This window comes from Alicyclobacillus macrosporangiidus CPP55 (assembly GCF_000702485.1).
GTDB classification, from domain to species: Bacteria; Bacillota; Bacilli; order Alicyclobacillales; family Alicyclobacillaceae; genus Alicyclobacillus_H; species Alicyclobacillus_H macrosporangiidus_B.
Genome location: NZ_JNIL01000001.1, coordinates 3804811 through 3831124, shown reverse-complemented (window position 1 = coordinate 3831124; position 26314 = coordinate 3804811). Strand labels below are relative to the sequence as shown.

Here is a 26314-nt window from a genome sequence, read left to right as displayed (position 1 = left end):
TGTCCGTTCAGCGCCGCCTCTCGACGGCGGTTACCGGCTCTGCCGGCGTACCGGACAGGCCTCCCCGGATAAGAACGGCCCCTTTCCTCTCATGCACCCGCCGCATTTACTGCCACAACCCTTGGCGACTTCGGACTTCGTTGTGCCTTGGCAACTCATCCAACTGCGACAGCCTCAGATGCGGTTCGTGTACCTCGGGTCGAGAGTTTGCCTCCAGCTTCCTCCGGATTCCATCTCACGATGGACACCCTTGCTCTTGGCTAACGGTAGGTATGCCGCCAACCCCCGTTCGGGACTTTCACCCTATAGAGACCGCCCATGCCGGGCGTACAAGAGAAAAGCCGCGCATCACAACGATGCGCGGCTCGTCTCTCACGGGAGGATTATTTGGAAGCTGCCGGATTGGTCTGCGGAACCGTCGAATTGATACCCGTTGCTGGATTGGTCTGCGTTGCCACGGGATTCGTCGCTGCTGTCTGCCCTGCCGGCAAGAACACCACGTGCGCCTGCCCCGCCGTCAATGCGGGCGCAATCTCCGTATACTCGTTGCGTGGTACGAACAGGAACAGCGTCTTGCCCGAGTTATTGTTGTTCAGACTTAGCGGCCCGCTGTTCTGCGCTTGCGGAGCCGACACCGCAAGCACGTGCACCGGGTAGAGTTTCGGCGCCGCGTTCTGCCCCTGCGGCGTCACCACCAGCGCCACGTCCTGCCCCGGCTGCGCGGCGCTTGCCAGCGCCGAGTTCGCGGGATAGTCCACCAGCACCCCGTCCGTGTGGTGTTCCGCCGCGTACTGGGACGCCAGCGCCTGAAGATCGTCGGTGGTAGCCAGCATCCCCTTCATAATCGGCTCGCCCGGCACCACGGACACCGACAAGTAGTGTCCTGTCACGTCACCGGCACGGGTCAGTGCACCCATTTGCCGCGCAAACGACTTGGGAACTTGCGCCGTTGTCAAGTCCCCAGCCTGAACCGGCGTGTCCGCCGGGATGTACGTTTTCGCTGTCACCACAGACACCGTGTCCGTGGCCATCTTGTAGCCAAAGGCAAAAAGTCCTCCCGCCACCACAGCCAGTCCCACGCCCATCAAGAGAAACGTGCTTCGTTTCACAGCCTCCACCATCCCTTCGGTTTCGCCAACTTCTCCGGCGTTTCGGGGGTCGTATCCGTCACGCCCGCCGCACGCAGCAGCGCCCGCACCGCCTCGCCGGTCCTCCGCGAACCCATCGGCGTCAGGCCCTCCTGCACGCGCTCGTACAGCGTCTTATCCTCGCGCACGATACCCGCCACCCGGTACCCGGTTTCGCGCTCCAAAAACCGCGCAATCTCTCCTGCTCGCCGCGGCCGCTCCCGAACCCGGTTTATGACCAGATACGCGGGCTTGTCCGTCCCCTGCAAGAACGGCCGCAGGTCCGTCCACGTGGTGCGGTCGGTTGTCGTGACTCCCATCACTACGTCCGCCTCTTGCAGGGCAACGAGCGTGGAGACCAGTCGCGAAGCGTGCGTGTCGAGCACCACGTAATCGGCGTACTGCCCGGTCAGGTGAATCAGCCGCCCGGTGCCATCACGGCTGAGCCCCAATGGCCGCTCCCCTTTCGGGATAAGCCACCAGCCGCCCTCCGTGCGCATCATGTTCTGCTCCAACTCCGGGTCAGCCAGGGTGTCCGGCAACGTCTCGAACCGGTCGGCCGTCACCACGCGCTCCACCTTGAGCAGCCCCGCCAGGTTGCCGTTCGGGTCCAGTTCCACGAGCACCACGCGACGGCCTTTGGCCATCAGCGCGTTTGCCATGAGCACCGACAGCGTCGTCTTGCCCACGCCGCCTTTGACCCCGGCCACACAGATGACCTTGGCTTGGCGGGACAATGCCGTGCCGGCAAACGGCCGCGTGTCGCGCAGGTCAGTGTAGGAAGACTTTTTGGGACCGGCAATGAGGGATTCGAGCGTCACCTTGCCGTCGGTCTCGGGCTCGCGTTCCCACCGCCGGACATACTCCGGAGAGGGCGGGTACGGGATGACGTCGTCATACCCGGCTCGCAACAGTTCGGTGTACCGCTCGGACGGCACAGTATCAGGCGTGCAAAGCAGCGCCGCTACGCCAAAGTTGTCCTTCACACGCCGTACCGTCGCCTCGTCCCAGCCCGCCATGAACACCGCCACCGTCACACCGCAATCGTCGGCAGGGATGTCCTCCTCGCGCGCCACAAGCTGCGCCGTAACTCCCCGCCGCTCCAGGTACCGCCTCAATCGCTCACCACGCACCGGGTCCTTATCAAACAGCGTCCACATTCCGGATCACCTCCCACAGCCTCTCAAACCGGAGCCGCCAGGCGGGGTCGCGCAGGGTCAACGGCGCACCGACAAGCGGCGACGTTGCCTGGCGCATGTCCCACGGTACGATGATTGCCGGGCTAAACTCGGGCGGGAACGGCCAAGGAACACCCGCTTCCTCGTATCCCACAAGCACCAGCACAACCGACCGCGTGCTCTGCCGCTGTGCCCGCAGCGCCAACTCAATACGACCCAAATCCGGAGTGACGCCGTACACCACGATGTCCGGCGCCACCTCGGACTCCTCATGGTCAATGCACACCAGCTCAAGGCGAGCCGTTTCGACATTCGCCCACCGTTCATACACCGGTACGGTCCGGTTCCACACCCGGTACGGCGCGCGGTGGTCCGCGTAAATCACGCTTCCCTCCACCGCCCCGGCCAGGTTCCACGCCAGAAAGCTCTTGCCAAAACCCGCAAAACCGACTTTTCTCATGCCGTACCCCCCTCAATCGGGGTGGGGCGTCCATAGTAGAACCCCTGCCCGTACCCAACGCCCAGTTTCTGCAGCCAAGCATGCTGTTCGGGTGTTTCTACCCGCTCAACCACCAACTGGGCTCCTGATTCCGCCGCAACCTGCACCAGCATAGGCAAGAACACCTCCACCCCTTCCGTCAGACGCACTTTCACGAAGTCCGGCTGAAGCACACTCCAGCGGGAGATCCCGTTGAACCCGTCTCCGAAATCGTCCAGAGCCACCTTCAGGCCCCGCTTACGATATGGCTCCAGATATGAAGCAACCTCCCCCATATCGAGGCGGCTTCGCTCCGTGATTTCCAGCACCAGTCCCGTCAAATCCTCGTCGGGCGGGAACGGCAGCCTTCGCTCGGTCAACAACTCAGACGTGACGTTCACGAACACCAGTTCATCACTGTTTTTCGCCCGCTGCGCCGCCACGTCGAGGATGTACCGGTCAAGGCCCGTCAACAGTCCCGCGTCCGCCAGCAGCCCCAGCGTCTCACGGGGATGAGCAAGCAAGAGTTCATGCCCGAACACCGTCTCGTCCGCGAGGCGGACAATCACCTGTTGCCGCAACGCCACCTTATCTCCTCCCCGAGCGTGTGACGCCATAAATCCAATACCCTTGCGCATTGGCCATCTGCGGATTTGGCACGGTGTACACCCGCGGGAACGTCTGTTGCAAGGCCGCTAGCGCAATCGCATGCCCGCCTCCCGCCACAAAGACCGTCTGCACCCGCTGCATCGCCTCCGCGCCCATGCGCTCGACGATCCGCCGGACAATGAGGCCTCCCAGCCGCTCCATATGCCGTGTGCGCTCCGGTTCAACGGAGACGGTATGCCCGCCATACGCCACCTCACCTCGGGCAAGAAGTTCGTCGTAGATTCGATCAGACAAGGGCGGTGTCTCTCCTGTGCGTTGCCGGAACACCCCGGCCAGTGCCACGTGCAGGTCATGCACCCCCACGTCCACCGAGTCCGACAGGCGGTTGACCAGCGCCAGTTCGGGCTGTGTCTCAAAAGTGACGAACCCCGTTGTCCGCGTCCCGACGTCGACCAACAGCAGGTACCCGCCATGTTCCGTCCAGGCAGGATTGCGAAGCTCCAGGGTAACCGGATCGAGGAGGCTCGCGATCATCGCCCCCATCGCCTGCGGGATCACCCGCACGCTTCGCACCTGGACGTCCACCGTTCGCCCCTGCACTGTCACCCGCCCGGCGGTCTCCTCCAGACGTTGCCGAAACGCACGCCGCTGCGTCTCGTAGTGCGCCAACGGCAACCCCGTCACCACGTCCAGCGGCTCGCCGTCCTTGGCCAAAAGCGCCAGCGTCGTCAACCACAGCGCCTGTGTGTCCGCGTCCTCGTACTTTCGCGTGGCCAGGTTCAAAGCTGCGTCCCGGCTCTCCCGCCGGGCCAATTCACCGATGAACACGCGCCGGGTGCCCGACGGCGTTTCAAGGGTCACATCATACTCTGCGGAGCGCGACCCAAACATCTCTTGCATCACCAGCTCGTGCGCTTCCCCAACCAGTGCTGGAAACCGCACCCGACGTTCTCCATCCGTCGCCTTCACCCATCCATACCCAAGGTCCACACCGAGAATCATCCGCATCCCCCTCCAACACATCTCGCCGTGTATGGCATCCGTTTCACCGGGCGAACATCCCGAACCACCGCCGCCGCTTCCGCGGTGCCACAAACCCAAACGCCTCGTCCCAAAACGGCTTCATGGCTCGAACGATCCGCTTGCCGTTTATCCCGCCGCGCTTGTCAATCGTCGGGTCGAACGGGACCACGGCCTGTACGGAGAACGGCAGCAGGTACTGTGCCATCGCCCTCTCGTCTGACCGTGCCTTCTTGCTCTTGTTGAGGATCGGCGACACATCCGCCTTGGACAGTCCCGCGAACACCAACTTGTCTGCGTGCTCCTGAATCCTGGCGAGCTGGTCCACCGCTGGTACAACGACAAACAGCACCTGTGTCGTGTACGGCAACACAGCCTGGTGCACCGGCGTCCATCCCTGCGGCATGTCCAGCAGCACCGCGTCCATCTCCTCCAGGCAAAGCTGGAGCAGATACACCGCGTCCTCCGGGTCCTGGAGCACCACTTCCGGGCTCTGTGCTGACGGAAACAGATGCAGGCCGGATTCGTGAACCAGACACACTCCGTCGCGCACCGCCTCCTCCACGCTCTGACCACGCCAGCCGCGCACATCCGGCGCGTCGGCAAATCCGAACTTCTGGGCGATGTCCCCGTTGGTATCCAGGTCAATCACCGCGACCCGCTTGCCCCGCAGTGCCCCGTAATACGCCATGTGCGCACCGAGCGTCGAGCGGCCGGCGCCGCCTTTCGGGCTGTCAAGCAGGATGACCGGCACCGTGCGGCGACGCACCGGAGCGGAAACCGTACGACGCAAGGCCAAAGGCGCTGGCGCGGCAGACCGAACGGCAGCCTCTTCCTGTTTCGGCGGAGGCTCCGGCACCGGAGAAACAGGCGGAGAAACGGATTGCGGCGCCTCGGTCTTCGGCGCCGCCCGTCGAGTCTGTTCATGCCATCGCATCGCGTCCGCGATCCGAAACGGCGGTGCATACTCGTACACCGTCGTCCCCGAAAGCCTCTCGCGTATCGCCGCTGTCACGCCGAGCCTTGCATCTACGAACACACCTTCCAGGTCCCCTTGCGCCGCAAGCCGTTTGAGTTCACTCATGGCCGTAACCACGCGCACGTCGAACACCCCGGCGCACTGGGCCTGCACGTCGCTCGCCCCGTCCTTGCAGACCAGTGCAAACACCGCGTATCACCTCCCCATCGCGTCAGTCGTCAAGAACGAATCCCCCGTCCTCGTTGTCGCTGGAGGTCTCGTCGTCGAACACAAATCCGTCCGAAGACTCACCGACGCCAGTTCCGTGCGCTTTTACATCCTCCACTGGGGCCACCGTTTCCATGTCCGGGGCCAACACCACAGTCCGGAATCCTTGATCTCCTTTTTCAATCGCTCGCCACAACCCCAACAGCGCCTCCGCGAACGCCGGATACCGCGCTGCCGGCGATATACCTGTGGTCATGGCCTCGTACGCCGTCGAGCCCAGATCCTCGATCACCAGGTGCGATGAGCCTTCCGGCAGCGAAACTCCCGCTGGCACCCGGTTAACGACCATCCACGCATCTGGCCCCGGTGGCGCAGAGAAGGCTTTTGCCGGATCGCAGTCCCGGACAGCGATCACCGTGTCCGCTTCGACCGGCACCGTGGTGTCGCTGGCGTCGAGCACCCACACATCGCCCCCATCCGCCTGCACAGCCCCGAACACGATGTCCCGGTAAGGTGGCGCAAGCCAAGACGCCAAGGGACTCGCGCTCGACACACTGATGAGCTTTGCGTCGATCCCTTGCTCGCGCAGCACATGCCACAAATTCCAGGCAAAAAACGTCCCGCCGGATTGGCGGGTTGAGATGACCTTGACACGATAAGGGGCGCGCGGGATCTGCACCCGCGGCACCCCCGGCAACGCCTCTGCGAGAAACGCGAACACGTGGGCCGCTGTGGCCCCATCTCTCTCTGGCCACGCAAGCACATCACGGACGCCGAGTTCCCTTGCCTTTGCCACAATGTCTCGGCCCTTCGCGTCAAGGGTTCCGGCCACGAACCGGATCGGAACCCCACGCTGGGCAGCCGCCTTGGCATCGGCCAGACGCGACACAAGCGCGATATCGGCATGCTCCAGGTCAACCCATGTCACGCGCGAAGAGAAGGCATCCCTCAACCACGCCTCCGTCGCCGCATCGCCAAGCGCCAGGTATACCCGCACGTCAGTTCAGCCTCCGCTTCAGAGTTGCCGATGCTTGGAACCGCACTGCCGCGCGCTCCGGCACATCCACCTTCTCGCCGGTCAGTGGGTTCCTGGCCTTGCGTGCCGAGCGGTGCACGTGGATGAAACGCCCCAAAGGCGGCAGGGCCACCTTCTCTCCGGCCTGCAGCCGCTCTCCCACGACGTCGCAGAGTGTGTTGATCAGACGCTCCACCTTCGCCTTGGGCAGCTCCGTCCTCACGGCCAGCTCCTCAATCAGTTCCGTCTTTGTCATGAAAGACCACTCCTTCACGAAATCGAATTGCCTTCACCCTGTAGCGACGTGCATGGCAAAAACGAAAAAAAGAAAAGCCGCCCGAAGGCGGCCATGTGGTGAATGGCTCAGCTGAGCGCTTGTTGCCACGTCTGTACATCCGGGACAAACCCCTTCAGCACATACCACTTGCCCTGTTTTTGCACCAACAGGTCGGGGACGGCTTGAATCTGGCTGTCCATTCCATCGCTTGGCAGCCCGTATAGCACGTCTGCGGCCTTCGATTCGGGAATCCCGGCGTCCTTGAACGCTTTGGCCATGAGCGCTTTGGCTTGTTCAATGGACGTAACCTCGACCGGCTTTTGGTCACCTTCACCGCTGTTGAAAAACACCGCCATAATCTGCACCTTGTCTAGCAGGTGATTTTGATCCAGCAGCTGCAAGGCTTTGTGGCAGTACGAGCACCATTACGCCACCACAAGAATGGGCCGCTCCGCTGACACCCGAACGACATGCCCCGACGCGTCATGCACAGGAGTTGTCAGTATCCCCTCCACCCACTTGGCGTCGGCCACCGTCAGTCCGGGCAAGCTGGTCGCCACCGGTGTCGTCCCGGCGCCGATCCCGTTTGCGGGAGTGGCGTTTACGCTCGCCTGCGCCTGCCCTGTCATGTGCCAAACGGCGATCTCCCCTCCGGCGTATCCCGCTCCCGCCGCCAACACCAGTGCACCGGCGCCTAGCAATACCTGTTTCGACTTCAGCTTCATCGCTATCCCTCCATCCTCAATCTCCATCCGGAGGAGGATTGAATGGCAAACAAAGGCCACCCCGTCATGGGATGGCCCGAATCCAAATGCTTCAGGAGACATACGGTGGCACATACGTGTAACTCGTCTCCCAGTGTCCTGGTGTACAGGTGGTGACAGGCGTGCAGGTTGTTACCGGCACCCAATGGCAATACATAGAACAATCTAGGTAACGTGTCGTGGTGCACTGCTGCGTGGTCGAGCAGGAACCGGGCACCCAGTAACTACCTGTCGCCTCGGTGTGTCCCGGATACGCCGTCAGCGTTTGGCTTGATTTCAACAAGTGACCCTGTGCGTCATACAGGTTCGCCACATACGTGTGGGTGAGGCCATCCGTGATGGTCGTGTAAAACGTCTGCGACGTTCCTTGCCGCATCGTGCCCACAACTTGGCCCGTCGTTTGATCCAGCAGCACCACATAGTCGCCCAGACGGTCCACTGGAGTGTTTGCGCTCACAGTCCACGAAAACTGGTTTCCATAGCTGTTTGTCACCTGACCAGTAAGCTGAACCGTAATATCTGTCACGCTAATCGTTTCGCTTTGTGACACGCCGACACTCGATGCCGTAATTGTCACGTTGCCAGAACTCTGCGGCGCCGTGTAGGTGGCAGAGAACCTGCCTTGCGAGTCCGTCCATACCATGTAGGTACCCCAACTGGTTCTCGTGCCTCCGTTGCCGCCTTGGAACGATCCGGCCGTAGCCTTCAGTTCCACGGCAACGTTCGCAAGAGGCGAGCCATTGAACGTGACCGTACCGGAGACCGTCTCAGACTGACCGACTGACACCGGAGACAGCGAATCCAACGAAATGGACGGCATCTGGGCGTTCGACGGATACGTCACGTTTGCAGTCAAGGCAGACCCGTTGACCGGCGTAATAGAAACAACGAGTGAATCCCCCGGGCGAAACACCCAGCTTCCTTGGCCGTCTCCATAAACGCTCATATCACCGCTTCCATAAGCGGAATTGAATGTAAATACGACTTTGTTGTCAGACCACGACACAAGTTTGGTCTGTACCGCATCTCCAGAATGCCCGGCATCCCATACTGTTGTGGTGTCATAAACTGTCAATGCGTTCGACGATGTGTTCGGTTGATTCCCGAATCCCATGCCCGTGATCGTCACCGTCGGCGGCCATGTGCTGGTATCAAACGACACCGACTGGATGTACGGCGACACCACCGAGAAGCTCTTGCTGTCGCTCAGCCCGTCGCTTTGCACCGTGGCTGTTACCGTTACGATTCCGGGCGACGAAGGCGCGATGTAGCCCACTGAGAACCTGCCTTGGGAATCCGTCTTCACCGTCTGCGCACTCAGCGTACCTTGATCCACCGACAACGCTACGGCCTCGTTTGGTACCGGCTGGCCGTTGTAGGTCACCGTACCTGAAATCGTGATTTGCCGCCCCGTCACCACCGTGGATACGGAGTCCAGGCTCACGACCGGCTTGATACGCCACGTCACCGTCAGCGGCGCAGACTCGGCCACCGGAGCATCCGTGCTGTCTGGATCGCCAACATACGCCACGTAAGTGTGCGAACCAGGAGAGTTCAAGAAAACCGTCGCGGTATCCGTTGTCCCGCTGGTGGCAGGCGTCCCGACCCACTGGCCGGTGGTCTGGTCAAGGATGTCCAGAGCGTACCCGTCTACGTCCTGATTTGTCGTTGCTGTCAATGTGACGTCTTGTCCCACGAACGGATTAGACGAACTGGCCGTTAGCGTCACCGTCATCGGCGGCGCCGTGGATACCGTGCCATTGCCGTTTTGTACGGTCACGACGTACCTTGGCGTGGTTTGACCCCACAAATGCCGAGCCATGTTGTCGGCAGCCACCGCCTGCTTGTGCCCGCCATTGGCGTATGCCACCCACATGCCTGTCACGCCGGCGCCAATAAACCCGATAGTCGCCAATGTCCAGACGAGTCGCGGTACCATGCCTTCTCCGCCAGCGCGCCGCCAGCGCAGAGGTCCCTTCAGAACCTCGAACATTCGCATTCACCTCCCTGAATCACTGCGCAACTTGCATGACCACATACGACGTGTACTCCTGTAGTCCCGCAACAAACCAGCGAGCCATCAGGACTGTCACCAACGCTCCAACCGCCAAGTACAGACCACTCGGTGCCAAATGCCTCTCTTCCGGCGGAGTCAGTCTGCTCGACAGCCGCGGCCACCATGGCCTTGTCAACAGAGCCAACGCGCATGAAATCGCAATCGCAATGAGGCTGAACGGTCCAAGGCCAAACCCCGTAAGTGCAGCCATCTCAATGTCGCCCAGGGCGGCGTTACGACGATCCGACACCCACCACAGGACCGCGCAAAGCAGTCCGGATGCCACCGCCACCCAAGAGAAGTGGGCAAACATCACCGCCAGGGCAAAACAGAAAATCGCTGTCTCACTCACCCGGCGGTAGAGGACATCCGTGATCGCACACAGCCCAAGGAAACCAACAGTCAACCAGGCAGCGGAATAGGACCAGAGGTGCTCCAAAACGAACAATCCCTCCCTTCATCCAGGGGAGGGGTGCATGGCAAGACCTTGCGGGGCACATGCAACCGGCTTCTTGGCGCAGAGAACAGTTTTCGAGGAACGGGATCTTTAGCGGAACCAATTCACTTGCCGAAACCCATGTAAATTCAGCGTTTCCAAGCCCAATAGGAGGCAGGTTCAGAGCGGGGTTTAACCTAAGGTGGGGAGGAGAGTTCAGACGGTGGTACAGCGCATGTCAGAACACTTCTTCGGTCTCCACGTAAAACGACATACGGACGTCGGCATGGTCCACCCGCCGCCAAATCGTCTCCAGAAACCCGCGCCTAGCATCGGTCTTCGTGACCCAGACCACATGCCGGAATGAATCGTCCAGCGGTGCGAGATTGGTTACGTACATCTGGAACTTGCGCCAGATCTGGCGCGAGTTCTCGGTGGCGTTGTCATACTCGACCCACCAAAACCCGTTTCGTGTCCGCAAGATGGCGTCTGGCCGGATGGCTGTTGCCCGTAAATCCGTGTCAACCTGCCCTGTTGCCAGCTTCCTCAAAAACCACAGTTCATCCGCCGCCTCCCGGGTGTTGAACCACCGCACGCCGTCAAACCCGTGTGCGCGCAGATACCGTATGAGAATCGCGTTCAACCCCAGGGCATGATTCATCTGTGCTTCCATCGTAACGGCCTTGCCCTCGATCCCGAGCATCTGATGGACGTAACGAATCCCGGTCTCAGTCAGCAGATACATGTGGTGATTGTCGCTGCTTTTCACGCCGCGTATCAGGGGTTCGGCTTGTTTGGCCCGCAGCCGCCGCAGGTTTCGCTTCAGCTTGTGGACACTCCAACCCAAGAGGAACAACAGGTCGTCCCGAAGAATCACTCCTGCGTCGAATACCACCCCGAGCAATTGCTGCTCCGGTGCAAAGTCACTGTCCCGCCATTGCAGAATCAATCGTCATCCCACCTCTGCAGGAAAGACGTCACAGGGTTGCGGGGCACCTCAGGTTCATCCTGTCTTTCCTGCCCTTCTTTCTGTTCAGTCGCTTGCACGCCGCCGGTGACGACCAGCCCATGCTCCATCAGCCACCGGCTCACTTCCTCCGCCACCCGCCTTGGTAAATCCCCCACATCTCCGTCCATCCGTTTCTCATCAATAGCCCTCAGCAGCATCTCCTCCAGGGTCCTCGACCGTTGTCGGGCAGGCAATCGCCGAACGAAATCAATCACTCTGGGGTCACGAAAATACACGTGCATTCGCAGCACTTTGCCTCACTATTCCTTTGTGGGACGTAAGCGCCCACATCCCGTAACCGGTCGGTGTGAATCTGGGGGGGTTGTGGGCGTAATCGTCCCACAGCGCCTTTAAGCGCCCAGCCACTCCAGCACCCGCCGCTGCTGTTCGCACTCCACCGCTTCATCATCATCCACCACCGTGACGGGCATCAGTTCATCCAGCCAGAACGTCTCTTTGTAACGGGGTAACTGGACCACAGCAAACCGACGGCAGATGAACACGATCTCGCCCTCCTGCACCGTGCGAACCATATCGTCGTCCGCCGGACGCTTTTTCTTCGCCGTCCGCACCCGCACCCAATCTCCCACTTGCCACTGCCTTGACATACCGGATCCCCCTTCGTACCTACGCTTCCTGCATGACAAAACGCCGCCCCCGAATGAGAGCGGCGCATCTTCCGACCTCAGTACAAATCGTCCGCCGACAACTCCCGCCGACGCTGGGGCTTGTCCGCCTTCGCCTTCTCGTCGTCCGGCCAGTACCCATGCTCCAGATAGAAATTGAGCCTCGCTTCCGCCTCCGCCGCCGGTCGGCCCAGCTCCTTTTGCAGCTCGTACCCGAACGTCCTCAGTTCGTCGTAACGCCTGCGAAGCGCTGGCTTGTCGAAGAAGTTCACAGGCTTGCCGTTTGGGTGCCAGCCCTCGTACACGTCGGGCGGCGGGGTCTTCGTCTCGCACGACGAGGACTTCCCGCCCACCGTCGTGTACACCGCTGCCACGTTGTCATCCAGCGCCCGCAGGTAGTCCGGTGAAAAGTGCCCCTGCGTGAGTTCCGCCAGCACCCTTGCGCTGTCCGCCCCAACCCGAAGGCTAATGAAGTTGCCCAGCACATCTTTTATCGCCTTTTTCAGTTCCCCGTCGAACTGCTCTACCGACTGCGTAATCATCCCGAGACTCAAACCAAACTTCCGTGTCTCCGCGATGATTTTCGCCATCACGCCGGTCTGAACCCGGTGGCACTCGTCCACAAGCAGAAAGTGCGTCAGCGCTGTACTCTCTAGCCTCGTGAGCGCCACCTGGTAGTACCGCTCGATGAGACCGCCCATCAGGAGCCCCATCAACTCCCCGCCGAGGGCCTTGACGTCGAGGATCAGGATATGGCCTTCGTCCATCCACTCCCGGATCGGCAAGGCATACTCCGGCTGGCCGAAATAGAGCGCCGTGCTGCTTGAGACAAACGGGCGCAAGCGCCGCTCCACCGGGGCGTAGTAGTCCGGATTTTTCGCCTGCGCCGGATAGGTCTGCTCCCAGTAGGACCGAAGCAGCGGCGTCTTGAGTCGGCGCACCACCGGCAGCCGCCAGTTCTCGTCCTTGAGCATCGGGATCATCCCGGCTAAGACATGCACCACTTCGTCGTCCTCCTGAAACGCCGCCACGCACTTGTCCACGATCTCGTCGATCCGCGCCCCGCCCCCATACGCTTTGCTAATTGTGGCCACCAGCGCATCCACCGACAACACCTGGAGCAGGTTCATGGCGACGGGATAGTCCCGGTTGGAGAACGACACGAAGTGGACTTTCTTCCACAGCGGACTATCCTTGGGTAGCGTTGCCTGGAGACGCGACAGGATGATGAGCGCCGTCTCCGAGGCGGGGTCGATGAGCGTGAAACCAGGTTTTGGCTCACTGGGCTTTTGTGTCGCCCATTCGTCAATGATGGACTGGATCATGAACACCAGCGTCGAGGACTTGCCCGAACCCGTCATGCCGGTCATGAGGAAATGTCTCGTGAACTGCTCATACGGAATCCGCACAAGCCTTGTCGCCTGTGTCGGGTGGCGCAGGTATCCAATCGCGACCCCCGTGTTGAACTCCTCGTCGCCTAGGGTGCGGGCATGCTCCCGAATCACCGGCATCTTTGGCCATTCGTCCGGTGACGGCACATGGACCAATTGCGCCAGTTCTTCCGCCGACATCACGAATGGTCTTAGCCCGCGCGACGCGACAAGCTGGTTCTCTGCCGCCACATCCGTCAGCGCCCCAAGCATCCCCTGAAACCACGGCTGGGCGCGCCCTGGGTCCTCGCCTTCAAACTGAATCGTCACCTCGAACAGCTCGTCGAGTTCTTCGTACCGCCTCAATATCCCCTGCACCCGCGCCTTCTGGTGGGGGAGAAGCAACGGCTTGGCGGACTGCGCCCTGCCCTGCCCCGGCTTTGGCGCCGGTTTCCCCGTGAACGCCGCGCCCAACTCCGCGAGCGTTTGCCGCCCGATCTCCGCAAAAGCCTCACGGGTGCTGGCCGCTCCTGAATGGGTTCTGACCGCCTCCGGGTCGGCCTTGGCGTGGGCCTTGCGCACCCGTTCAAACGCTTCGCCGCCGTCCATCGGACTGAACGCGATCTCCACCGCGGTCTTCGGTCCCATCGCCCGCAGCAGCGTCGCCAACGGGTCAGATTTGCCAGGGCGGGCAAACGGCAACATGGGGTGTTTGGCGGTGACCCGCATTCGCGCCTGGCGGTTCTCAGGGCTCAAAGCTTCATGGCGATTCTCCCGTGCTACCTCGTGCCACTCCAACGTCGGCGGCAGCGTCCCTCGGACCCCTTGCACCCGGTCGTCCGGCACGATAAACCAGAACCACACCTCACCGCGCGCGTCCTTTTCCACCCGGAAGGTGAACCATATCCGGCCCTTGGTGTATCTCTCTGCCTTCGGGCGCCGAAAGTGCGTGAGGCGCGCCAGCCACGCGGCGGTGTCCTGCGCGTTGTAAACGTGGTTGGAACGGGCGATCAGCGCCCTGGGCTCCCCTTTCCATCGCCTCCGCTCCGCCGCCAGCTTTCCCCTGTCTCGCGCCGCGCCATATCCCACGGCGGCCACAAGCCCAGCCGTGCCAAGACCCGACAAGACGTGTTCAATCCATGGCTCGATCATTCCGCTCCCCCTCCAAAGAGGCTTTGCGCACTATCCGCGGAATAAATCGCCCCGTCACACGCGCGTATGCGGCATACTCCGGAAACGCCGTCATCAGCACCTGCTCCTCCGCCCTGGCCCGAATCCACTGCAAAACGATGAATCCGGCCAGAAACCCCCACAGACTCCACCGCATCGCCCCCAGGCACGAGCCCACAAACGCCAGGGTGTAGGCAACATACAGCGGGTGCCGGACATATCGGTAGGGTCCCGAGCGAACCAGCCGGTGCGCTTCGGGAAGCTGGGTGAGTGAAGAACGAAGCGTCAGAAACGCCCACACCTCCAGCATCAGCGCCAAGCACTGGATCGCGTAGGACAGCGCAAACCGCCACACGGGTTCCACATACGGTCCCGGACAGACCCAGGAGATGAGCGCCGGATACACCGCGATGACGGCCGACGCCACAATGCCCACGACACCGCCGGATATCCTCGGCACGCGCCACAGGGACACAAAAAGCCAAAACGCCTCCAGCACCAGGACTGCGGCAAACGGCCACAAAAGCGGCGAGCGGACCAGTGCACAAACGCCCGAGAGCAACACCAGAATCGAGACGCTCTGGATCAGCAACCGCAACCACATCACTGGCTCGCTCCCGTCACCACGACCCGCATTGGCACTTGAAACGTCACCGCGTACTGGCCGCCAAACAGCGCTCGAGACGCCGTGTCCAGCCACGGCACATGGAACACCCCGGTGGCCGTGACGGTCACTTGGTTGTTTTGGACCGTCGTCGTCTCGTTGAGACCCGAGAACATCGACGACAGATGCAACTGCTGGATGCTTTGCTGCCACTGCGCCTGTGCGGCCGCAACTGGATCACTTTTCTGTCGGGTGGTTACGTTAAAATACCCCTGATTCCCCGCGGTGGCGGCCACCTCATGGTGAATGGCGGTCTGCCCGGACCAGGCCGCCGCCTCCGCCGCTGCACGCAGTTGCCGGTATCCCGCGTGGGCAGCCCCGAACGTCATGAGCATGACGGTGAGCAACAGTCCAATCGTCACCCACACCAATCCCTTGTACAGCGCAGCCATGGTCATTCCCCCTCAATTCGGCGGCCCCGTGAAGTACGTCTCGTTCGTGGCCGAGGCGGTGACACTGAGCGGGATCGTCACAGGCAAGCTGTTCGGGTGTCCCAACGCCCGGAACAGATTGGGGAACAGAATAGGTGCCTGGTACTGGATGGTGACTTGCGCCTCGGGCTGCGCCGGGCCGTTTGTCACTGACGTGGATGAGACCGTCCACAGCGTCTGGCCGTGATACGTCTGCGGCAGTTTCGCTTCTTGCAAGGTGTTGGCTACCGCCTCCTGCACAGTCTGGGTGTCTCCCGTCAGCGCCGCCACCCGCGCCCCGTTCTCGGCCGCGGTGACCAACACCTGCCGCACGTGAATGAGGGAAGAGAAGATGATGATCAGCCCCAGCACCACCAGCGCTGCGGCGGTGGTCACCAAACCCGCGTACAGCATCCCGGTTCCTGTTCCAGCGCGCCTGAAGCGAATCCAACGTGGAATGCGCACCGAAAATCCCTCCTTAGACGCGAAAGGGGCGGGCAAGAACCCTCGCCCGCCCCGCTTCAGTGCCCGGATGATCAGTTGCCCGAACCGCTGCCAAGCGACGGAAGGGTAATGCTGCCGCCGCCCGTGTACGACCCCGTGTAACCGCCGACGGTCGTGGTGCCGCTGGTGGAACTGACCGAGTTCAGCGCGTTGCTCGCGCTCGTCTGCGCCTTGTTGATGCCAAAGATCATAAACGTACCCAGCGCGATGATGATCAACGCCACAATCACCACGCCGAACATCACATACGCCAGCTTCGTAATGTTGCTCGACTCCGCGTCGGCCCGCCGCCACCTCATCCACGGCGTGGAATGATACGCCCGGATCGCCAAAGTGCCCAACTTGTTGATCATAAACTGCATCCCTCCTTGAAATGGTGATTTGGATTGTGGGGCTTTGCCCTCCACCTGGTGGAGTGCTGCATGGCAAACCGGTCACGCTCCGAACATGGCAGTGAACGCGTTCAGCGCCGCCGGGAATACACCATTCAGCAGTGTGTTGCCAAGCAGCAACCCACCGGCCGTGGCAAGCGTGATCGAGGCGACCGTCCAGATGATGTTGGATACCATCGCGGCCATGCCGCTGCCCGCGCGCTTCAAGCGAAGGCAGCGGCGAATCAAACGCCCTCGCCAGACCGGATCCCGGATCGCAACACGCCGCATGAACCTGCGCATAAAAAAACACCCCCCTCACTCAAGGGAGGCGTGTATGGCAGCGCGATTACAGCGAGCCAAACCCAAACGCGCCACCGAGCAACTGCAGCAAATACGAGAACACCGCGAGGAACATGTACGCAAACACCGGAATACCAAGTCCCAAGGTGGACAGGTAACTGATTTTCGAGATCGCGTTGTTGTATTTCGCTTCCGCCTCAGCGTCCCGGAGCCGTTCCTCGATCTCCAGCGACGTGAACATCATGTCTGTCAGAGGCGTGTTGTACCGAGTGGACTGGGCGAGAAGCTGGGCGAACTGCGTGGCCTCAGACAATTTCAGTCGTTCGGCCATCTGCATGAACGCCTCCACCACCGTCTGCACCCGCATCCCGGTGTCCCGCTCCCGCTCGTGTGTGTCTGTTGGAACCTGGCCAATGGCAATGCACACGTCACGCAGATACGGCTTCAAAGGATATCCGCTCACCGCCTCGGCTGCCACAATCCCGCGCTCAACTGGCGCGCCCGCCTCCGCGAGAAGCGCAATCAGAAGCCTCGCTTGCCGAAGCTGGCGCCGAAGCAACAGTCTCGCCCGCCGGTACGTCCGCTCCAGGTACAGGTATGGGAGAAAGAACGCCAGCAGTGCCAATGGGAGCGCCCAGTACCACCCCACCAACAGGGCCACCGCCGCTACGAGCAGGGGCATGGCAAACGACACCCGGTAGGCGATGTCCGCCCATCCAGGTTTGCCGATCTCCTTTGCATACCGCACCATGTCCCGGTGCATGGCCTCCAGAAACCCAGCCTTGGGCGTGGCGCGTTTGTACGTGCCCCGGATGGACTGGATACGCAATTGCTCCTCCTGAGCGCTGACGAGCGCAAAGCCCCACACCACGACAAACACCGCCAAGAACATGAGCACTCCAAGGAGGATGGCGATTACGGCCACCACAGCGCATCCCCTCCTGAATCGTCCCTGTCTTGCGTCCACTCAGCTTCACGGGCGAGAAGCCACGAGGCGAGTTTTGGGTCAAATTCCGTCTCCGCCTTCGCCTCGATCTCCCGGCGAACCTCCATATTGGACCACGCGGACTTGTACGGGCGAGCATGAAGCAGTGCGTCGAGCACATCGACCACCTTCACCACCCGCGCCACAAGCGGAATACCCTCGCCCGCCAGGCCCGCCGGATACCCGCTGCCGTCCCAATTCTCGTGATGGTATCGGGCCACGTCCTTGGCCCACCGCCAAGTCTGCTCGTCGTACAGCCACGGGGCCTGGCGCTTGACGTGCCGCTCGACCTCTTGCAATACGGCGAAGCCCTTGTCCGTGTGGGTTTTAACCAGGGCATACTCCTCTTCGTTGAGTGGCGCAGGTTTGTACAGAATCTCCCTCGGGATCGCAGACTTGCCCACATCGTGCACATACGCCGCCACCGTCAGGCGCGCCACATTCTCCTCCGACAGGCCCAGCGCTCCACGCGCTACCCACGACGTGTAGCGCCCAACCCGGCGCAGGTGATCAAGCAAGTCCGGGTCTCCATACTCGGCGGCAAACGCCAGCCCCCTGAACAGAGCGTACTGAAACGCCAGGCGCGCTCGCTCCGTCTCCCCGCCAAACACGTCTTGCAGGTGTGCCGTACACGCACCCGACGTTGGATCTTTGTCCACAAACGCGTGAATGAGCACTGTCTGCCCGTCCCTTCGCCGAACAAAGAGCGTGTGCAACCCCGGCTCGGCGAGTCTGAGGTGTAAAAGCGCGACCGGCAGTCCCGCCAACTCTTCGTTTCTAAACCCGAGCAACGATTCCGTATCGCCGTTTGCCCGCTCAATGACTCCCTCGGCATCCATCCAAATCTCCGCCGCCATTTGCTCCCTCCTCTCCCGTGTCATGACCGTCGATGTCAAACACAATCTTCCCGCGCCCCTCTTGCTTCCCGCGATACAGACACAAATCCGCCCGCGCCAAAAGCTGTTCCAGCGTCCGCCCATGCCGGGGATAACAGGCCACGCCCATTGTTATGTCCAAACCATAATCCGTGAGGGGCAAGCGTTGTTTGATGCCCTCAAGCCTTTGCACAATCCCCGGATGACAGGCGCACGCCTCGAAGATGAGCACAAATTCGTCTCCTCCCAGGCGCGCCAGTATGTCGTGCGTGCGCTTTTCCGAATTCAGCGCGTTGGTGATGACTCGCAACGCCTCGTCACCCTTGGCGTGCCCTTGGGTGTCGTTGAGCCGTTTGAAGTGGTCAAAGTCAATCAGCACCAAAACAAACCCCATGTCGTCGGTGTACCGCCGCACCCGGTCGGCGAACCACTCCTGCAAGCCTTTGCGATTCAAACACCCGGTCAACGCATCATGACGCGCCTCCGTCATAAGCCGTTCGCGGTCATGCAAAAGCGCATCCACTGCCTGCGCGAACCGCGCCGCCTCTGAATACTCGGCACCGGGATCCGCCCGAAAATACACCCGGTACACCCCATCCGAACAGGGGACGTCCAGTACGGCGAATCTCGATTTCCAATCCGGCTGCCCCGCGAGGATTCCACGCTCATGCACCGTCCCGTCCGGTTCGTGAACCTCCACACCAAAGGCCCGCAAATCCATCCAGAACGCCATGTGCGCTTCCCGCCAAGACATGCCTTGCGCCAGCCGCTCCAAAAACCGTGTGAACACCTCCGTCACCCGCTGCCACCTCCTGTGCCGATGGCATGCCCCGGCGGGTGCAAAACGCCGCCGGTCAGTTTCCCGCCGGGAATCACCCGAGCTAAATCTCCCGACACCTCGAAACCGTCCTTGGCGTCGATGAACCCCACGATGTCACCCGCTTGCGCTGCCCCTACGCTCGCGCTTTTGGGCAGCGCCCACTTTATGGCCCCGTTGCCCCGCGTGCGAAGCGTCAAGGTCCCTCCATCTGGTAACGGAAGGGTGATGGTCGTCGTGCCGCCGGACATCGTCCACGTCACCCTTCCCGAGGCCGGGGCCACAATCGGCAGCGAGGGCAACAGCTGCGAGACAACCGGGTTCTTGCTCTCGCCTTTGACCGACCACCAGCCGTTCCCGACTGAACTTATGGCCAAGTCCGCCTCGCCAAACGGCCAGAATCCTCCTCCGTCCAGTTGCAGGGGCGGCGTGTCCAGCACGTAGGCGTAGGTGTAGCGCATGACGCTCGCCACATACTGGTCCTGACCCGCCCCGCCGTAGTAATGCGCGCTGGCCGCCGCCCAGGTGCCGAACTGGTTGTAGAGGGTCGACAGGTACTTCGCCCCGGCGGCAAGCGCGTCCGCCGGGTCCCAGGGGCTTGCATACGGCGCACACCCGGCATTGCTCCTGGCTTGGCACTGGGCGTTGAGCGTTGCGATCTGACTGGCCGCGCGCGACGGCGTACCAATCGGCGCCCACATCCCATCCGCGTCCACGCCGTACCCTCCGTATTGCGGAATGCGCTGCGCGTCGGTGTCCGGCTCATCGATCCGGCAGAACGGATCGCTCCACCCGCTCCACGTCTCCGGCTCAAACTGCATGAGGCCCATCGCGTGGCTCCCGCCGTAGTCCGCGTACGCGGTCGGGTCCCAGGAGGATTCCACCATGACTTCACCCGCGATGAATTGCATGGGATCGTGGTACGTGAGACTCGCCTGTTGGACATATGCCACGAACATTGAGGGGATGCCGTGCGCTGGCGAGACATCCTTGGGGATCTCGCCATTCCAGGGATCGGCCCCGGCCATGTACGCCGCCCCTCCAGCCAGAACCGCCACCGCCAGCACCAACCCGAACGTTGCCGGGGTGAACATCACAAGCAGGGTCCCAATCGCAATCCGCGTGACACTACGCCGTAAGGACGACCGCCGGAACGCCACACGCAACAGCGCCTGCAAACAAAAACACCCCCTTCAATGGAAGGGGGCGTGCATGACAAATACCGTTTCTCAGGCGTCGAGCAAGTTGTGCCAGAACTTCGTGTCCGCCACGAACCCCGGCTGCACGTACCAGTGCCCGCCGTGGGGGACCAAAATCTCCGGATACCCAGTAATCACCTTGTCAACCGCCATGCCAGGCAGGGCGTACAACACGCTGTCTGCCGACATGTGTACGCCGAGACGGTCAAAAGACTCCTGCACCGTCTGCTTGGCCTTATCAAGCGTGATTGTTCCTTGCGATCCGGGCTCCCCGTTGCCTCCGTAAGCGAGTCCGGCGGCCACCAGTTTGACCCTGTCCAACAGCCCTTCTTGTTGCAACAGCCGAATCGTTTCGTGACAATGACCGCACCACGGCGCGAACACCAATACGGGCTTGTCCACCGGAAACGGCACGACTGCGCCGTTTGCCGCCAGCAACGGGGCGTCACGTAAGGCCGATTCTAAATTCGGGGCGGCCTGCGCAAGCCCTTTCCATGTCGGTGCCGCCACTGGCTGTGAAGACGCGGAACTGGCAATCGCATGTTCAGGGATGGTCGAGGAGGCGCGCGAGGCGCCGGCATGATGTCCAATCGCATATCCAATACTACCCCCGGCCAACAGCGCCACGACGACGCCAAGTGCCGCACCAATCCACTTTCCCTTGCGCATCTGCACACCTTCCGTTTGTCTCATCGCTGATCGGCACCGCCCTGGGAGAAGAAATTCAGCCATTGATTGACTTCGCTGTTCTTGAGGACCCCCGGAACCTCTTCCCAGCCGCCCGATACCTTCCGGTATGCCGCTGGGACTGGCACTGACACTGTGTCGTACAGCGTTACCGGACTTGGGAGTGGATCGACGTGATAACCCAGCTTCGACCACATCTCTTTCGTCTGCGCCTCCGGCATCCCGACCCAGACCACTGCGGGCTTGGGGTTTAACTTCGGCCAAATCTCCTGGAACTGTGAAATCGCGTACCCCGTCACAGAACTGATCACCAGCACCCGGTCGACAGACGACGGAACCTGCACCGGGAGCTTGTCCACCTTTTGAATCCGGCTGGAATACGAGGACAAATGCTGCTCGACGCCAGACGGCAGCGTATTGATCGGCGCCGCCTGCGCCGTGCTGTTTGCCACTGCGTTGCCCGGCGTCGCTGAGTTGTTGGGTGCCGCCCCTGCGCATCCTGCCACAAGCAACCCTCCAGCCACAGCCAAAACCGCTCCTCTTCGGACAACCCTGCGCATCTTTCACGCGCACCTCCTGTACACTGGTTTCCACTCCAACGCGGCTTGCAGGGCAAAATAAGAGCGCCAGGACTCAGTCATCCCGGCGCAACAACCGGCGTCCCTCAACCTCGTACCGCCCCGGTCTCAATCCCGACATCCGGTGCCGCCCAGGCCTGCGGAACCGGCCAACTTTCGTCAGCACCGCCCTGCCACGCCGCAGGCGGACATCCAAGTGTGTGCCACTCTCAAAGCTCCAGTGCTCTCCGTACACTTTCACCGGCAGCGGCAAATCCCCGCGCGTCCACACCACCTTCGCCACGTCATTCCGCCGCGTCACCCTGCCCTTGCGCCACACCAACCGCCGGGCTTTTTTCGTCCATCCGTCGCTGACATGACTGCGAAACGGATACGCCACCGCCCCGAACAGATAGCGCACCAACGGCTTGCCGTCCGGGTCGAGCTTTCGTGCGGCCCACGTGAACAGGAACGCGCCACCGGCGATGAACAACCAGCGGTTCATGACGAAGTTGACGAGAATCAGCGGTGTGTATGAGTCAAGCAGCATGAGGATGAACGCTGCCAGGAAGAACGTGATGAGATCGTCCGCAAACAGTCGAAATCCGAGACTTCGGCGGTTGAGATTGGTGATCACCACCTTTTGCTTAAACAGCTTTTGGTAGCTGCGCGGCACCGCAACCCTCCCCCTCTCCAAAGGAAGAGCCGCCCCTGCAGAGCGGCCCGGCCGTTACGCGTGCGGTAGTTTGCCAATCAGCCAGTTCAGCACCCCGAAGAACACGGTGGGGTCGATGAGGAAAATCAGGGCGATCATCCCGAACAGCACCTGGACGATGATGTTGTGGTGCTCGCCTTTGAAGTACTTGCGGACTATGAGGACCGTCATCCAGACAAGGATCCCCACCGCCAGCAAATCGAAGATGGGCTGGACCAACGTCCACGCCGGATTGCTGGTAATGTCAGCCGCATTCGCACCCATATACCTCTCTCCCTTCTGTGTCCTCAGACAACCAAGTGCAGCCACCTGCAGGCATCCGCCAACCAAGGCCAAGAGACCGCCTCAACCACTCGTGACGCGTATGGCAACAACGGCCCGCCCGCTTCCTGCACCCCTTGCGGCATGTGCAAGAACCCGTAACTGGCCCCCAACACGGCGGCGTACACCTGAATCAACATTCGCAGAACCGCTTCTCCGGCGCTTTCCACACCGATAGCCAGCCACGGTATGGGCGGCTTCACCCATATGGGAAGCGGGTAGAACAGTTGAACACCCATCGGGTTGAGTAGATCGATAAGCCAGTGGCTCGTCCACCCCACCACAATACCCGTCGCCAGCCATGTCGGCACGTGAAAGCCCATATCAAACAACACCAAGTACAAGGCCACCGTGACCGCCAATGAGTGGGTCAACGTGCGGTGGCGGATGAACATGGACACGACAGATCCGAACGGAATGTGTCGTGAAACCCAGGATTCGGGTTGGTCGATGTCGGGAAACGGCGCCACGGTGAAGGCTGCGGCAATGGCGGCCGCGGCCTGCCACGTGACCGGGGCGTGCTCGGCGACGAGGATGGTTTCCATGAGGGCGGCGCCGAAGGCCGCGTGCGTGGTGTGGATCACAAACGAAACCCCTCCTTCCACAGGAGGGAGAGGCGCATGGCAAATCACGGCCTCAGTCTCGGTCCTCTCGGTCCTCGCAGCCCGCGCGGATCTGGCGGCAACGTGGATGGCTGTTGTCTCTGCCGCGAACGAGGCGTCAGGCGATCCGGGATTTCCGATGATTGGCTCCCCTGCTCCCGCTGAAAACGAGATGTCTCCGTCTTCTGCGGTGTTGAGTTTTCTGTGCCATCCAACACCCCCGTTGCACTCGGCCCCAACACTGTTTATCGACTGACTGCGGACCTCGGCTCAGTTCGAGTTCTCCATACTGGGAGCCCCCGGCACCCCAAGCCCATCCCCGAGTCTCGCCGTCTCAGCCTCCGAGCCGTGCAATTCCTGCTCACGCCACTCCGTCTCCTCGCGGCCGTAGCTCACCTGGGTCTGCAACGTACTGTTGCGTCGTTGCGCGCTGCCAACACAGTTGCTTGCGGACCCGCCGCCGCTCACCTGCAGCGCTGCGCCGGATTCCTGCCGATCTGATGAAGTCGTTTCATCGCGAACCGGCTCAGGCAGGTCCACGCCCCTTGTCGTATCCGAAATCGGTTGCGATATCGAAAAGCCCTCTGCCAGACGGTGATCCTCAAGCTCAGCGTCTGGCCGGTTCGGCACCAAGACACCGCCGCGCATCGTCCGCTCCGGCTGCAACGGACGCCGCCCGGTTAGTTGACCCGGCGCCCAGGATTCCGCACGTTGCTCAGTCTGGTTACTCGTCTCACGGGTTTGTTCGTCAGCGCCAGATACACCTTCGCTCCCATGTACCTCTGTGCTTCCGACACCCTGCCCGGTCCCAGCGTCCGCTTCACGGTGCGTATCAGGCGAGACGTCATATGGTGCCCGCTCCTCGTTGATGTCTGCAGGTGTCACAGGCGCCGTCTCGAACGCCTCGGACAATCTCTGGCCTTCGTCGTCCTCGACTGCCGAACGTCTCTGGCGCGCCTCTCCCCGCGCGCGAGGCGCTGTTGCCTCTTGACGCGGCTCTTGGTCCTGTCCGTCTGCCGCACCCGAGCCTGTGGATTCCTGGGCTTCAAAAGGCGTTGAACCTCCCTGGTCAGGCGGCCAATCGCTCAACTCGACGGGCGAAGACGCCGGGCCGTAAAGCGACCGCCCGGCTCTCACGGCCAGCTTCCCGCCGTGAGCCAACGCGTCCAACGTCCTCCCGTGTACCGTACGCTCCAGCGCGATCATACGGTCTGCACGACTTCGCGCCCGCTCCTGCCAGGTCGACGCACGACTCGGATTACGCGCCTTGTCCACAACCACAGAAAATGCCGACGCCAGCTTCTGCCGTGCTGTACCAGCGCCCGTTGTTGACGCCGCACCAGTGCCAACGGCACCCGTCGCCGCTGCCGCGACGCCCACCGCACCGCTTTCCGACGCACGCCTTCGCTCCGTACCAAACCTACTCGACAGCGTACCGGTGCGGCCTCCTCCGCGCTCTTCGCCTGCTGAACGCCGTTCACCCCCATCGTCGCCCTGTCTTTCTGAACGGGCCTCGTTCTCGCCCTTGCGTTCAATCCCTTGCACCGACTCAACGTGCGGCCTGATGTACGCATGGAATACCTTCTCGCGAAACAACAGCGCCGCCAAAAACATCAGCGCGTTCGTCAAAGCGGCCAGCACCAGCGACGACTCGTCCCCAGTGACCGCCACCGCGCCGACCACGATCTGCGCCAACGCAAACGTCGCCGCCATGTACACCACATTCGCGAGACGCAGCAGAAGATACCCGGCCGCCTCCCGCAGCCAGCGCAGCGTCACGAACCACCCGACCTCGGGCACAAACGCCACCGGCACCGTCACAATGCCCAGGAACACCATGAGCAAGAACATGAACGCGAGTGAAAAGAGCAGAAATGCCATCATCCCTAGGAACGCAAGGCAGGGTATGGAGAGCAGCAACATCACGAGCAAGAACACGATATTGTCGTACGGGTTCGCGTTCTGCACATCCTGACTCGTCCAACTGGAACGGGCAAACGGCTGCGGGACACTGGTCATGACTCCCAACAGGCTCTGTCTCGCCTTGTCGGTCGTGTTGGTCATGAAGAGTTTGACCCAGTTGTCGCCCGCGCCGATGGTCTGCTGCTGACCTTGGTCGTCGGTGTACGTCTGGCCCACCGCCGAGGACGATACGTCAAAATCACTCAGGTTTTGCGAAGCGTGCCCGAACTGTGCTGCCTCCCACGGTTCCAGCACGTACACGTCCCACAACGCGTCGTACAGCGTGCCCGCTTGCACTCCTCCCGTCGATTCCACCGCCGTTCCAAGCTGCACGGTCACTGCCTGCGCGAGGTTGTTCACAGTCTTGAACGTCGGAGCGAAATTGAAAAAGAAAACGTAGATGAGCGCCCCGGTCAAGGCCGTGCTGACCACGGCGGTGAGAATCTTGGCGTGGTTCGCGCGAAGGAACTGCCAGACGACATACAGCGCCGTCGCCAGCACAAGGAACGGCATCAAACGCAGGAAGATGTTCTCGTATCCCAGGTGAAAAATGGAGCCAATCTTGTCCGCCACGGGGCCAACCACCCAGGTCGGGTCGCTGAACTGGGCGGCGAGCAGAATGGCCAGGTGCATGACCCAGGCCAGGGCCTGCATGACGAGGTTGGCGATAAAGTTGGCCAATTCTTTCATCGCCCCGCCGCCAAACAGCGTGTTCCACCAGCCCTGCGCCGGAAGCGTGAACGTGTAGACGTTGGGCGCCGGGTTCTGCCAGCCGGGAAACGGCGGATTGGGCGCGGTGAAGAGTTCAGTGCCCAACGGAGTCACCTCTTTTTTCTCCGAAATCGGGGCTAAACATTCTACTCATCCGCTCATGCCCTTCACTCACGGGAGGGGTGCAGGGCAAATCCGGCCACAAAACAAAAACCGCGCGCTCCGTCATCGTTTTGATGGCGAAACGCGCGACAAGCTCACCTGGCTCAACCGACAGGAGATTCAGTTCGAATGGTCGTATCGCTTCCAG

General features: G+C 61.6%; 31 protein-coding genes. All 31 read right to left on the bottom strand.

Going from position 1 to position 26314, the window contains the following annotated elements:
- Positions 1–383: 383 nt before the first annotated feature.
- The 31 genes from N687_RS0119015 to N687_RS0118865 all read right to left on the bottom strand — a co-directional run bounded on the left by N687_RS0119015 (position 384) and on the right by N687_RS0118865 (position 26109).
- The gene (locus tag N687_RS0119015; RefSeq protein ID WP_051663469.1) at positions 384–1109 is read right to left on the bottom strand and encodes an SAF domain-containing protein; all 726 of its coding nucleotides are present in this window, start codon (positions 1107–1109) and stop codon (positions 384–386) included.
- Positions 1106–2287 carry a ParA family protein gene (locus N687_RS0119010; protein WP_051663468.1) on the bottom strand — a complete coding sequence of 394 codons (1182 nt, stop codon included), beginning with the start codon at positions 2285–2287 and terminating at the stop codon, positions 1106–1108. The genes N687_RS0119015 and N687_RS0119010 overlap by 4 nt, the downstream gene beginning before the upstream one ends.
- Entirely contained in the window at positions 2271–2765 is a 495-nt protein-coding gene (locus N687_RS0119005; protein WP_029423368.1) for a hypothetical protein, read from the bottom strand. Before N687_RS0119005 ends, N687_RS0119010 begins: the two co-directional genes overlap by 17 nt.
- On the bottom strand, positions 2762–3370 hold the full coding sequence (locus tag N687_RS0119000; protein ID WP_029423367.1) for an EAL domain-containing protein: 609 nt from the start codon (positions 3368–3370) through the stop codon (positions 2762–2764). The genes N687_RS0119005 and N687_RS0119000 overlap by 4 nt, the downstream gene beginning before the upstream one ends.
- Before the next feature lies 1 nt (position 3371).
- A complete protein-coding gene (locus tag N687_RS0118995; RefSeq protein WP_029423366.1) occupies positions 3372–4394 on the bottom strand; it encodes a ParM/StbA family protein in 1023 nt (340 codons plus the stop codon).
- A 43-nt stretch (positions 4395–4437) separates the two neighbouring features.
- Positions 4438–5580: an AAA family ATPase gene (locus N687_RS0118990; protein WP_029423365.1), complete on the bottom strand. Its 1143-nt coding sequence runs from the start codon at positions 5578–5580 to the stop codon at positions 4438–4440.
- Positions 5581–5602: 22 nt separating this feature from the next.
- Positions 5603–6595 carry a hypothetical protein gene (locus tag N687_RS0118985; RefSeq protein WP_029423364.1) on the bottom strand — a complete coding sequence of 331 codons (993 nt, stop codon included), beginning with the start codon at positions 6593–6595 and terminating at the stop codon, positions 5603–5605.
- Position 6596: 1 nt separating this feature from the next.
- Complete coding sequence (locus N687_RS0118980; RefSeq protein ID WP_029423363.1) at positions 6597–6869, bottom strand: HU family DNA-binding protein; 273 nt, start codon at positions 6867–6869, stop codon at positions 6597–6599.
- Between the two features lie 107 nt (positions 6870–6976).
- Complete coding sequence (locus tag N687_RS0118975) at positions 6977–7246, bottom strand: hypothetical protein (protein ID WP_029423362.1); 270 nt, start codon at positions 7244–7246, stop codon at positions 6977–6979.
- Between the two features lie 69 nt (positions 7247–7315).
- Positions 7316–7615 (bottom strand): hypothetical protein, encoded by a 300-nt coding sequence (locus N687_RS0118970; RefSeq protein ID WP_029423361.1) that lies wholly within the window; start codon positions 7613–7615, stop codon positions 7316–7318.
- 91 nt (positions 7616–7706) lie between these two features.
- Positions 7707–9647, bottom strand: coding sequence for an Ig-like domain-containing protein (locus N687_RS0118965; RefSeq protein ID WP_029423360.1), 1941 nt, complete (start codon positions 9645–9647; stop codon positions 7707–7709).
- Positions 9648–9666: 19 nt separating this feature from the next.
- The gene (locus N687_RS0118960) at positions 9667–10149 is read right to left on the bottom strand and encodes a hypothetical protein (RefSeq protein WP_051663467.1); all 483 of its coding nucleotides are present in this window, start codon (positions 10147–10149) and stop codon (positions 9667–9669) included.
- 235 nt (positions 10150–10384) lie between these two features.
- Positions 10385–11095, bottom strand: coding sequence for a replication-relaxation family protein (locus N687_RS0118955; RefSeq protein WP_029423358.1), 711 nt, complete (start codon positions 11093–11095; stop codon positions 10385–10387).
- A complete protein-coding gene (locus N687_RS0118950; protein ID WP_051663466.1) occupies positions 11092–11313 on the bottom strand; it encodes a hypothetical protein in 222 nt (73 codons plus the stop codon). Before N687_RS0118950 ends, N687_RS0118955 begins: the two co-directional genes overlap by 4 nt.
- A 192-nt stretch (positions 11314–11505) precedes the next feature.
- Positions 11506–11763 carry a hypothetical protein gene (locus tag N687_RS0118945; protein WP_029423356.1) on the bottom strand — a complete coding sequence of 86 codons (258 nt, stop codon included), beginning with the start codon at positions 11761–11763 and terminating at the stop codon, positions 11506–11508.
- Positions 11764–11840: 77 nt separating this feature from the next.
- Complete coding sequence (locus N687_RS0118940) at positions 11841–14303, bottom strand: ATP-binding protein (protein WP_029423355.1); 2463 nt, start codon at positions 14301–14303, stop codon at positions 11841–11843.
- The gene (locus tag N687_RS22600; protein ID WP_051663465.1) at positions 14284–14925 is read right to left on the bottom strand and encodes a methyltransferase family protein; all 642 of its coding nucleotides are present in this window, start codon (positions 14923–14925) and stop codon (positions 14284–14286) included. The genes N687_RS0118940 and N687_RS22600 overlap by 20 nt, the downstream gene beginning before the upstream one ends.
- On the bottom strand, positions 14925–15377 hold the full coding sequence (locus tag N687_RS0118930) for a hypothetical protein (protein WP_051663464.1): 453 nt from the start codon (positions 15375–15377) through the stop codon (positions 14925–14927). The genes N687_RS22600 and N687_RS0118930 overlap by 1 nt, the downstream gene beginning before the upstream one ends.
- A 12-nt stretch (positions 15378–15389) precedes the next feature.
- Entirely contained in the window at positions 15390–15860 is a 471-nt protein-coding gene (locus N687_RS0118925) for a hypothetical protein (RefSeq protein ID WP_029423352.1), read from the bottom strand.
- A 71-nt stretch (positions 15861–15931) separates the two neighbouring features.
- Entirely contained in the window at positions 15932–16252 is a 321-nt protein-coding gene (locus N687_RS0118920) for a hypothetical protein (protein ID WP_029423351.1), read from the bottom strand.
- A gap of 81 nt (positions 16253–16333) precedes the next feature.
- A complete protein-coding gene (locus N687_RS0118915) occupies positions 16334–16573 on the bottom strand; it encodes a hypothetical protein (RefSeq protein ID WP_029423350.1) in 240 nt (79 codons plus the stop codon).
- Between the two features lie 46 nt (positions 16574–16619).
- On the bottom strand, positions 16620–17501 hold the full coding sequence (locus N687_RS0118910; RefSeq protein ID WP_231493538.1) for a pilus assembly protein TadB: 882 nt from the start codon (positions 17499–17501) through the stop codon (positions 16620–16622).
- Positions 17489–18415: an HD domain-containing phosphohydrolase gene (locus N687_RS21540; RefSeq protein WP_029423348.1), complete on the bottom strand. Its 927-nt coding sequence runs from the start codon at positions 18413–18415 to the stop codon at positions 17489–17491. The genes N687_RS0118910 and N687_RS21540 overlap by 13 nt, the downstream gene beginning before the upstream one ends.
- On the bottom strand, positions 18375–19232 hold the full coding sequence (locus N687_RS0118900; RefSeq protein ID WP_081841570.1) for a GGDEF domain-containing protein: 858 nt from the start codon (positions 19230–19232) through the stop codon (positions 18375–18377). The genes N687_RS21540 and N687_RS0118900 overlap by 41 nt, the downstream gene beginning before the upstream one ends.
- Entirely contained in the window at positions 19229–20428 is a 1200-nt protein-coding gene (locus N687_RS0118895; protein ID WP_051663463.1) for a transglycosylase SLT domain-containing protein, read from the bottom strand. Before N687_RS0118895 ends, N687_RS0118900 begins: the two co-directional genes overlap by 4 nt.
- Positions 20429–20479: 51 nt before the next feature.
- Positions 20480–21118, bottom strand: a complete 639-nt coding sequence (locus tag N687_RS0118890) for a TlpA family protein disulfide reductase (protein WP_029423345.1) — start codon at positions 21116–21118, stop codon at positions 20480–20482.
- Between the two features lie 20 nt (positions 21119–21138).
- Positions 21139–21642, bottom strand: a complete 504-nt coding sequence (locus tag N687_RS0118885; protein ID WP_051663462.1) for a hypothetical protein — start codon at positions 21640–21642, stop codon at positions 21139–21141.
- Between the two features lie 127 nt (positions 21643–21769).
- Entirely contained in the window at positions 21770–22369 is a 600-nt protein-coding gene (locus tag N687_RS0118880) for a conjugal transfer protein (protein WP_029423343.1), read from the bottom strand.
- 54 nt (positions 22370–22423) lie between these two features.
- Positions 22424–22672, bottom strand: coding sequence for a hypothetical protein (locus N687_RS0118875; RefSeq protein ID WP_029423342.1), 249 nt, complete (start codon positions 22670–22672; stop codon positions 22424–22426).
- Positions 22673–22695: 23 nt separating this feature from the next.
- A complete protein-coding gene (locus N687_RS0118870; RefSeq protein WP_029423341.1) occupies positions 22696–23313 on the bottom strand; it encodes a metal-dependent hydrolase in 618 nt (205 codons plus the stop codon).
- A gap of 288 nt (positions 23314–23601) precedes the next feature.
- Entirely contained in the window at positions 23602–26109 is a 2508-nt protein-coding gene (locus tag N687_RS0118865; protein WP_029423340.1) for a hypothetical protein, read from the bottom strand.
- Between the last annotated feature and the right edge of the window lie 205 nt (positions 26110–26314).

Coding starts and splice junctions, on each gene's coding strand:
- N687_RS0119010 (WP_051663468.1), bottom strand. CDS start 2,287: ATGTGGACGCTGTTTGATAAGGACCCGGTGCGTGGTGAGCGATTGAGG.
- N687_RS0119005 (WP_029423368.1), bottom strand. CDS start 2,765: ATGAGAAAAGTCGGTTTTGCGGGTTTTGGCAAGAGCTTTCTGGCGTGG.
- N687_RS0118995 (WP_029423366.1), bottom strand. CDS start 4,394: ATGATTCTCGGTGTGGACCTTGGGTATGGATGGGTGAAGGCGACGGAT.
- N687_RS0118980 (WP_029423363.1), bottom strand. CDS start 6,869: ATGACAAAGACGGAACTGATTGAGGAGCTGGCCGTGAGGACGGAGCTG.
- N687_RS0118975 (WP_029423362.1), bottom strand. CDS start 7,246: ATGGCGGTGTTTTTCAACAGCGGTGAAGGTGACCAAAAGCCGGTCGAG.
- N687_RS0118970 (WP_029423361.1), bottom strand. CDS start 7,615: ATGAAGCTGAAGTCGAAACAGGTATTGCTAGGCGCCGGTGCACTGGTG.
- N687_RS0118965 (WP_029423360.1), bottom strand. CDS start 9,647: ATGTTCGAGGTTCTGAAGGGACCTCTGCGCTGGCGGCGCGCTGGCGGA.
- N687_RS0118950 (WP_051663466.1), bottom strand. CDS start 11,313: ATGCTGCTGAGGGCTATTGATGAGAAACGGATGGACGGAGATGTGGGG.
- N687_RS0118945 (WP_029423356.1), bottom strand. CDS start 11,763: ATGTCAAGGCAGTGGCAAGTGGGAGATTGGGTGCGGGTGCGGACGGCG.
- N687_RS0118940 (WP_029423355.1), bottom strand. CDS start 14,303: ATGATCGAGCCATGGATTGAACACGTCTTGTCGGGTCTTGGCACGGCT.
- N687_RS22600 (WP_051663465.1), bottom strand. CDS start 14,925: ATGTGGTTGCGGTTGCTGATCCAGAGCGTCTCGATTCTGGTGTTGCTC.
- N687_RS0118930 (WP_051663464.1), bottom strand. CDS start 15,377: ATGGCTGCGCTGTACAAGGGATTGGTGTGGGTGACGATTGGACTGTTG.
- N687_RS0118920 (WP_029423351.1), bottom strand. CDS start 16,252: ATGATCAACAAGTTGGGCACTTTGGCGATCCGGGCGTATCATTCCACG.
- N687_RS0118915 (WP_029423350.1), bottom strand. CDS start 16,573: ATGCGCAGGTTCATGCGGCGTGTTGCGATCCGGGATCCGGTCTGGCGA.
- N687_RS21540 (WP_029423348.1), bottom strand. CDS start 18,415: ATGGCGGCGGAGATTTGGATGGATGCCGAGGGAGTCATTGAGCGGGCA.
- N687_RS0118890 (WP_029423345.1), bottom strand. CDS start 21,118: ATGCGCAAGGGAAAGTGGATTGGTGCGGCACTTGGCGTCGTCGTGGCG.
- N687_RS0118875 (WP_029423342.1), bottom strand. CDS start 22,672: ATGGGTGCGAATGCGGCTGACATTACCAGCAATCCGGCGTGGACGTTG.